The 6113-nt window shown below is 45.5% G+C and carries 6 protein-coding genes and 1 pseudogene; all 7 read left to right on the top strand.

Features of this window, described 5'->3' with window-relative positions; all coding sequences use genetic code 11:
• Positions 1-168: 168 nt before the first annotated feature.
• Entirely contained in the window at positions 169-639 is a 471-nt protein-coding gene (locus OCV63_RS17055) for a hypothetical protein (protein WP_008394496.1), read from the top strand.
• Positions 640-836: 197 nt separating this feature from the next.
• A complete protein-coding gene (locus OCV63_RS17050) occupies positions 837-1475 on the top strand; it encodes a CHC2 zinc finger domain-containing protein (RefSeq protein ID WP_158365404.1) in 639 nt (212 codons plus the stop codon).
• The gene (locus OCV63_RS17045) at positions 1387-2763 is read left to right on the top strand and encodes a virulence-associated E family protein (RefSeq protein WP_044930255.1); all 1377 of its coding nucleotides are present in this window, start codon (positions 1387-1389) and stop codon (positions 2761-2763) included. Before OCV63_RS17050 ends, OCV63_RS17045 begins: the two co-directional genes overlap by 89 nt.
• 248 nt (positions 2764-3011) lie before the next feature.
• Complete coding sequence (locus OCV63_RS17040; protein ID WP_003864557.1) at positions 3012-3209, top strand: hypothetical protein; 198 nt, start codon at positions 3012-3014, stop codon at positions 3207-3209.
• 32 nt (positions 3210-3241) lie between these two features.
• Positions 3242-3937: pseudogene (locus tag OCV63_RS17035) on the top strand (DNA topoisomerase); the annotation flags it as partial.
• Positions 3934-4212, top strand: coding sequence for a hypothetical protein (locus OCV63_RS17030; RefSeq protein WP_004798047.1), 279 nt, complete (start codon positions 3934-3936; stop codon positions 4210-4212). The pseudogene OCV63_RS17035 and the gene OCV63_RS17030, both read left to right, overlap by 4 nt.
• 6 nt (positions 4213-4218) lie before the next feature.
• Positions 4219-6113: CHC2 zinc finger domain-containing protein (locus tag OCV63_RS17025; protein ID WP_262670951.1), on the top strand; the 1895-nt coding region annotated here is incomplete at its 3' end.

Here is a 6113-nt window from a genome sequence, read left to right as displayed (position 1 = left end):
TCCTCTTGTAAAAGAATTCTGTCGATAACCGTTGACCTTTTAGTATAAAAGGCTGACGGTTATTTTTCTATACACTGTTTTATTTGACGCTTACAAAAAAATCTTCCATTCTTTAGGTTGATGAAGTATAATGTAAGCAACAAACTTGAAGTTTAAGGGGATGATATTATGGATTTTGCTATATTTAGATTGTTTATAAGAGTTTCATTATTTGTTATAGCGTTAATTGCTTGCATTATCTATCTAATTAAAAAAAGAAAACTTATCTATTCGATATTTTTTGATAAAGAAGCGATAAAAAAAGAATATACTGGAAAAAATGATATAATATTTCTTCGATTGGCTAATACCATTCTTGTTATAGTAGCTATTCTTTTAATCTTATATTTGAAAGATTTTGTTTTAGATATGCCTTACATCATAAACAAACAGTATAGTTATGCAGAAGGATATGTAACTGAACAATCTCATGGTGGTGCAGATATATCTTCTGAAAGAAGAAGTGTTTTTCTATATGATAAAGTTAAAGATGATGAAATCGAAATCACAGTATTTTCAAGGTATATTGATAAAAATACTTATTTAAAGGTACAATATCTTCCGCATACGAAATATGGTGCTATTGTAGAAATTAAATAATTCATTCTAAAAAGAAAATTTCCAGTTTGTATAACTGGCAACCCAACCACAATTAAATCTTCACAGCTTTGCTAAGCAGGAAATCTGAAAAGGTCTCCTGCTTTTTTGCACCTAAAATTAAATATGGAACTCTAAGGCACTTGCTGTTTTCGTTTTGAAAATGACAGGTGCTTTTTTCGTTTCAGGAAAGGAGTCACATGAATGTATTTGAAGTTGTAAAAGAAAATGTTACTGCCCGACAAGCCGCAGAAGCCTATGGCTTGAAAGTGGGTCGCACAGGTATGGCGTGCTGTCCGTTTCACTCAGATAAGTCCCCCAGTATGAAGCTGGATGAACGCTATTACTGTTTTGGCTGCGGAGCAACCGGAGACGCTGTTGATCTCACAGCGAAGCTATTCGGTATCGGGCTGAGGGAAGCTGCTGTCAAACTTGCTGAAGATTTTGGTCTTAACTATGACAGCCGACAAAAGCCCAGTGTCCGCCCTCGTATTCGTGAGCCGACACCAGAACAGAAGTATCAAAAAGGAGAAAATCATTACTACAAGGTGCTGACGGATTATTTTCATCTTCTTAGAGAATGGGAAAAGAAATACGCTCCTAAACAGCCGGATGAGGAATGGAATCCCCTGTTTGCAGAAGCACTGCATAAGAAGAACTATATCGAATATCTGCTTGATATTCTTCTGTATGGTTCATTGGAGGAACGAAAAGCACTTGTGGCAGAACAGAGAAAGGAGGTGTTAAAACTTGAACAGCGAATTGCAGAACTGTCAGCAGACAGAACCATGCACAGTAGAAGAAATCCGAAACAGCTTAGAGCAGAGCGAGAAAGGTAAGGTTTATAATACTGCCGCAAATTATAAGCGTGTTCTGCAATATGACCCGCTTTTGAAAGGGGCTATCCGAAAAAATCTTCTGACCGAAAGAATCGACATTGTGAAGCCCCTCGGTTGGTATCGTGACAGCCCGACATTGACGGATGTGGATGTGAAATATCTGCTCCTATATTTTGAAGAAAACTATGGATTGACCGTAGAGAAGAAAATCATAGACGCAGTTGCGGTTATTGCCAATGAAAACCGTTACCACCCTGTCTGTGATTTTCTCAATGCCTTGCAATGGGACGGAACGGAACGCATACGCTTCTGTCTGCACCGCTTTCTCGGTTCTGATACAGATGATTACACCTATGAAGCATTGAAGTTGTTTCTGTTGGGTGCTATCTCACGAGCCTTTAAGCCGGGGTGTAAATTTGAGGTAATGCTCTGTCTTGTAGGCGGTCAGGGAGCCGGAAAGTCCTCTTTCTTCCGTTTGCTTGCGGTCAATGATGACTGGTTCTCTGATGATTTGAAAAAGCTGGATGATGAAAATGTGTACCGCAAAATGCAGGGGCATTGGATTATTGAAATGTCGGAAATGATTGCAACTGCCAACGCTAAGAGCATTGAAGAAATCAAGTCCTTTCTGAGCCGACAAAAGGAAACCTATAAGATACCCTATGAAACACATCCGGCAGACAGAAAACGACAATGTGTGTTTGGAGGTTCTTCTAATACCCTTGACTTTCTTCCCCTTGACCGAACAGGCAACCGCCGCTTCGTTCCGGTTATGGTCTATCCTGAAAGGGCTGAGGTTCATATTTTGGCGGATGAACAGGCTTCCAGAGAGTATATCAATCAGATGTGGGCAGAAGCTATGGAGATTTACAGAAGCGGCAATTTCCGTCTGAGATTCAGTCCGGCTATGAACGCTTATCTGAAAGCCCACCAAAAGGACTTTATGCCGGAGGACACAAAGGCAGGACAGATTTTAGATTATCTGGAACGCTATTCCGGCAGCATAGTCTGCTCCAAACAGCTTTACAAAGAAGCACTGGGGCATGATTATGACGAACCGAAACAATGGGAACTGCGAGAGATCAATGACATTATGAATAACGCTGTCACAGGCTGGAGGGCGTTCAGCAATCCGAGGTATTTTCCAGAGCCTTACCGCAGACAAAAAGGCTGGGAGCGTATCAGGAACGACAACGAGCCTGACAACAGCATGGATGGTTTTCAAGAAATCCCGACAGAGGAAATGGAACAGTTAGGGCTTCCGGAAGAATGGTTGAAGCAAAAATAAAAGCCAGTTGTCGCTTCGGTTGTCGAGCCGGTTGTCGGTCTGGTTGTCGGGTAAAAATCCCGAAAGCCTTGATATTGCGGCACTTTTCCCTCTCTGACAACCATGACAACCAATATTATAAAGAAAAAGGAAATAGTAAAAAGATAGTATCGCCCGATAAAGAAAAAAGGTTTTCTGATGTCCGTTGTCGGAACTTCGTTGTCAGACCTTTCCTTGTCGGGCTTTTTTCATTTAAGGAGGAATATCGTATGACAAATATTGTGAACAGTACACTACCCACCCAAAATAACCATTCGGAGAAAAACAAACCGGATGGAGTTTTTGTGATTAAGCAAGGCAAAACAAATTATAAAGTCAAAGTGTTTTTTGACCATAGTAGCGGTTTGACTGCGGAGGACAGGTTGAAACGCATTATTCAGGCAGAAGCAGAGAGAGAATCTGCGTAAGTAATATGAAAAATATCCACGCACCCCCTTGACAAAAGCTTTCAGAGGATACCTTGTTGTCCGCAATGGAGACTGCCGGAAAAGAGAATATGCCGGAGGACGCCGAGCGAAAAGGTCTGGGGACACCGGCCACCCGTGCCGGTATTTTGGAAAAGCTGGTATCTGCCGGTTTTCTGGAAAGAAAAAAGAGCAGGAAAACGGTGCAGCTTCTCCCTTCCCACGATGCAGTTTCCCTGATCACAGTGCTGCCGGAACAACTGCAATCGCCGCTTCTGACTGCCGAGTGGGAGTATCGCCTGGGCGAGATCGAGCGCGGGCAGCTTGCCCCAGAGGAGTTTCTGGACGGGATCAGCACCATGCTGAAAGATCTGGTGGGGACTTATCAGGTCATCAAGGGAACTGAGTACCTGTTCACTCCGCCCCGTGAGGTGGTGGGCAAATGCCCTCGCTGCGGCGGTGAAGTTGCAGAACTGCAAAAAGGCTTCTTCTGTCAGAATGATTCTTGCAAATTTGCAATCTGGAAAAACAACAAATGGTGGGCTGCCAAGAAAAAACAGCCGACCAAGGCTGTGGTGTCTGCGCTGCTGAACGATGGCCGTGTCCGTGTGACGGGGTTATATTCGGAGAAAACCGGCAAGACCTACGATGCCACTGTGGTTTTGGAGGACGATGGACAGTATGCCAACTTCAAGCTGGAATTTGACCGGCGGAAAGGAGGCAGCCGATGAAGCTCTCTTTAGTGGAACGGGAAACCATTCTCCTCTATAACCAGGCAGAACCAATGGCTGAGGTCTACACTCACGATCCCCGTCTGATGGAGAAGCTGGAACTGCTGGCAAAAAAGCACCCCGACCAGATTACCCGAAAGGACGCCCATAACTTTACCGTTCCTAAGCGGTGTGTATCAGTCCGGGAGCCATACAGCGCCGAGCGTCGCAAAGCTGCCAGTGAGCGTGCGAAAGCCGCCGGATACCAGCCCCCTGTGAAAAAGTCCGGCAGTTAAAGGCACATGGCAGAGAATGTATTTGAAGCGGTCAAGCAGTCGGTCAGCACCAGAGAAGCGGCAGAGTTTTACGGGATAAAAGTCAGTCGAACTGGCATGGCCTGCTGTCCCTTTCACGATGATAAGAACCCCAGCATGAAGGTAGACCAGCGGTTCCACTGCTTTGGCTGTGGTGCAGATGGGGATGTGATCGACTTTACCGCAAAGCTCTTTAACCTCTCCCCAAAAGAAGCGGCAGAGAAACTGGCACAGGACTTTGGCCTGATCTATGATAGTCAGGCCCCGCCCCGCAGGAGATATGTCCGGCAAAAAAACGAGGCACAGAAGTTTCGGGAAGATCGACAGCGCTGCTATCGTGTACTGTCTGATTACTACTATCTGCTGAAAAAATGGGAAGCCGACCGTTCTCCCAGGACACCGGAGGAAGAACCGCACCCCCGCTTTGTGGAAGCAATCCAGAAGAAACCCTATGTAGAGTACCTGCTGGACCTTTTTCTTTATGAAAGTGAAGAAGAACAAAAGGCATGGATTGCAGAACACACAGCAGAAATCACACACTTGGAAAGGAGATTGAAAATCATGGCTGAGAATAAACCCACCAATCGAGAACGGCTAAGGGAAATCACAGATGGTATCGAGCAGGGTATCAAAGAACTGTTTGAAAGCGAAAAGTATATGCGTTATCTGTCCGTCATGTCCCGCTTCCACCGCTATTCGGTAAACAACACCATGCTCATCTATATGCAGAAGCCGGACGCCACATTGGTAGCCGGATACAATAAGTGGAAAGACCAGTTTGAGCGTCATGTAAAAAAGGGCGAGCATGGCATTACCATCATCGCTCCCACACCGTATAAGAAGAAAATCGAGGAGCAGAAGCTGGACCCAGATACCAAGGCTCCGATTCTGGATAAAGACGGAAAGATCGTCACAGAGGAAAAAGAAATCGAGATTCCCATGTTTCGTCCGGTCAAGGTCTTTGATGTGAGTCAGACCGACGGGAAACCTTTGCCGGAGCTTGCATCATCCCTTTCCGGCAATGTGCCAAATTATGAGGCATTCATGGAGGCCCTGCGCCGCAGCGCACCGGTGCCGATTACTTTTGAAGCAATGGCCGCTGATACGGACGGCTATTTTTCTGCTGATCATCAGAAAATTGCCATTCGTCAGGGCATGAGTGAGGTTCAGACGGTTTCAGCCACAGTACACGAGATTGCCCACAGCAAGCTCCATGACCCTAAAAAATATGAAATGCTACCGTCATGGAAGGTTGTGCAGGAGAGTGAAGGTGGAACCAAACATGATTTCAAGTTGGATTTTGCCACAGAAAAAGAAGCCGAACAGTTTGCTTCTGATATGGATTGGCGTTATGTGGACGAAAATCAGTTTGAATGGCGTCTTGCAGTTGAGGAAGATCCAACCGCAGAAAAACGGGCAATCAAAAACCGCCACACGGAGGAAGTGGAGGCTGAAAGCATCTCCTATGCGGTCTGCAAGTATTTTGGCATCGAGACCGGAGAAAACAGCTTCGGCTATATTGCAAGCTGGAGCCAGGGCAAAGAGCTGAAAGAGCTGAGAGCCAGTTTGGAGACCATCAACAGAACCTCCGGCACTTTGATCTCCGACATTGAGCGCCACTATAAGGAAATCTGCAAAGAGCGCGGAATCGACCCTCATGCAAAGGTAGAGCCGGAACCCGCCCCGATAGAGCAGCCAGAAGATGCCGCTAAGGTATCTGATAGACAGCAGACCGGCGATCTGACCTACTATGTAGCAGAGTGCATGGAATTTCCAAACCTCGGAGAATACCACGATAACCTGTCTTTGGAGGAAGCAATCCGCATTTATCAGGAGATTCCGGCAGAACGAATGAACGGGATCAAGGGCATTGGTTTTGAGCT

Origin of the sequence: Laedolimicola ammoniilytica (assembly GCF_025567165.1) — a bacterium.
GTDB lineage: Bacteria > Bacillota > Clostridia > Lachnospirales > Lachnospiraceae > Laedolimicola > Laedolimicola ammoniilytica.
This window is presented reverse-complemented; position numbering and strand designations above follow the sequence as displayed.

What these genes read in the sequence shown, in the direction of transcription:
- OCV63_RS17055 (WP_008394496.1), top strand. Translation starts at nt 169, where the DNA reads ATGGATTTTGCTATATTTAGATTGTTTATAAGAGTTTCATTATTTGTT.
- OCV63_RS17030 (WP_004798047.1), top strand. Translation starts at nt 3,934, where the DNA reads ATGAAGCTCTCTTTAGTGGAACGGGAAACCATTCTCCTCTATAACCAG.
- OCV63_RS17040 (WP_003864557.1), top strand. Translation starts at nt 3,012, where the DNA reads ATGACAAATATTGTGAACAGTACACTACCCACCCAAAATAACCATTCG.
- OCV63_RS17050 (WP_158365404.1), top strand. Translation starts at nt 837, where the DNA reads ATGAATGTATTTGAAGTTGTAAAAGAAAATGTTACTGCCCGACAAGCC.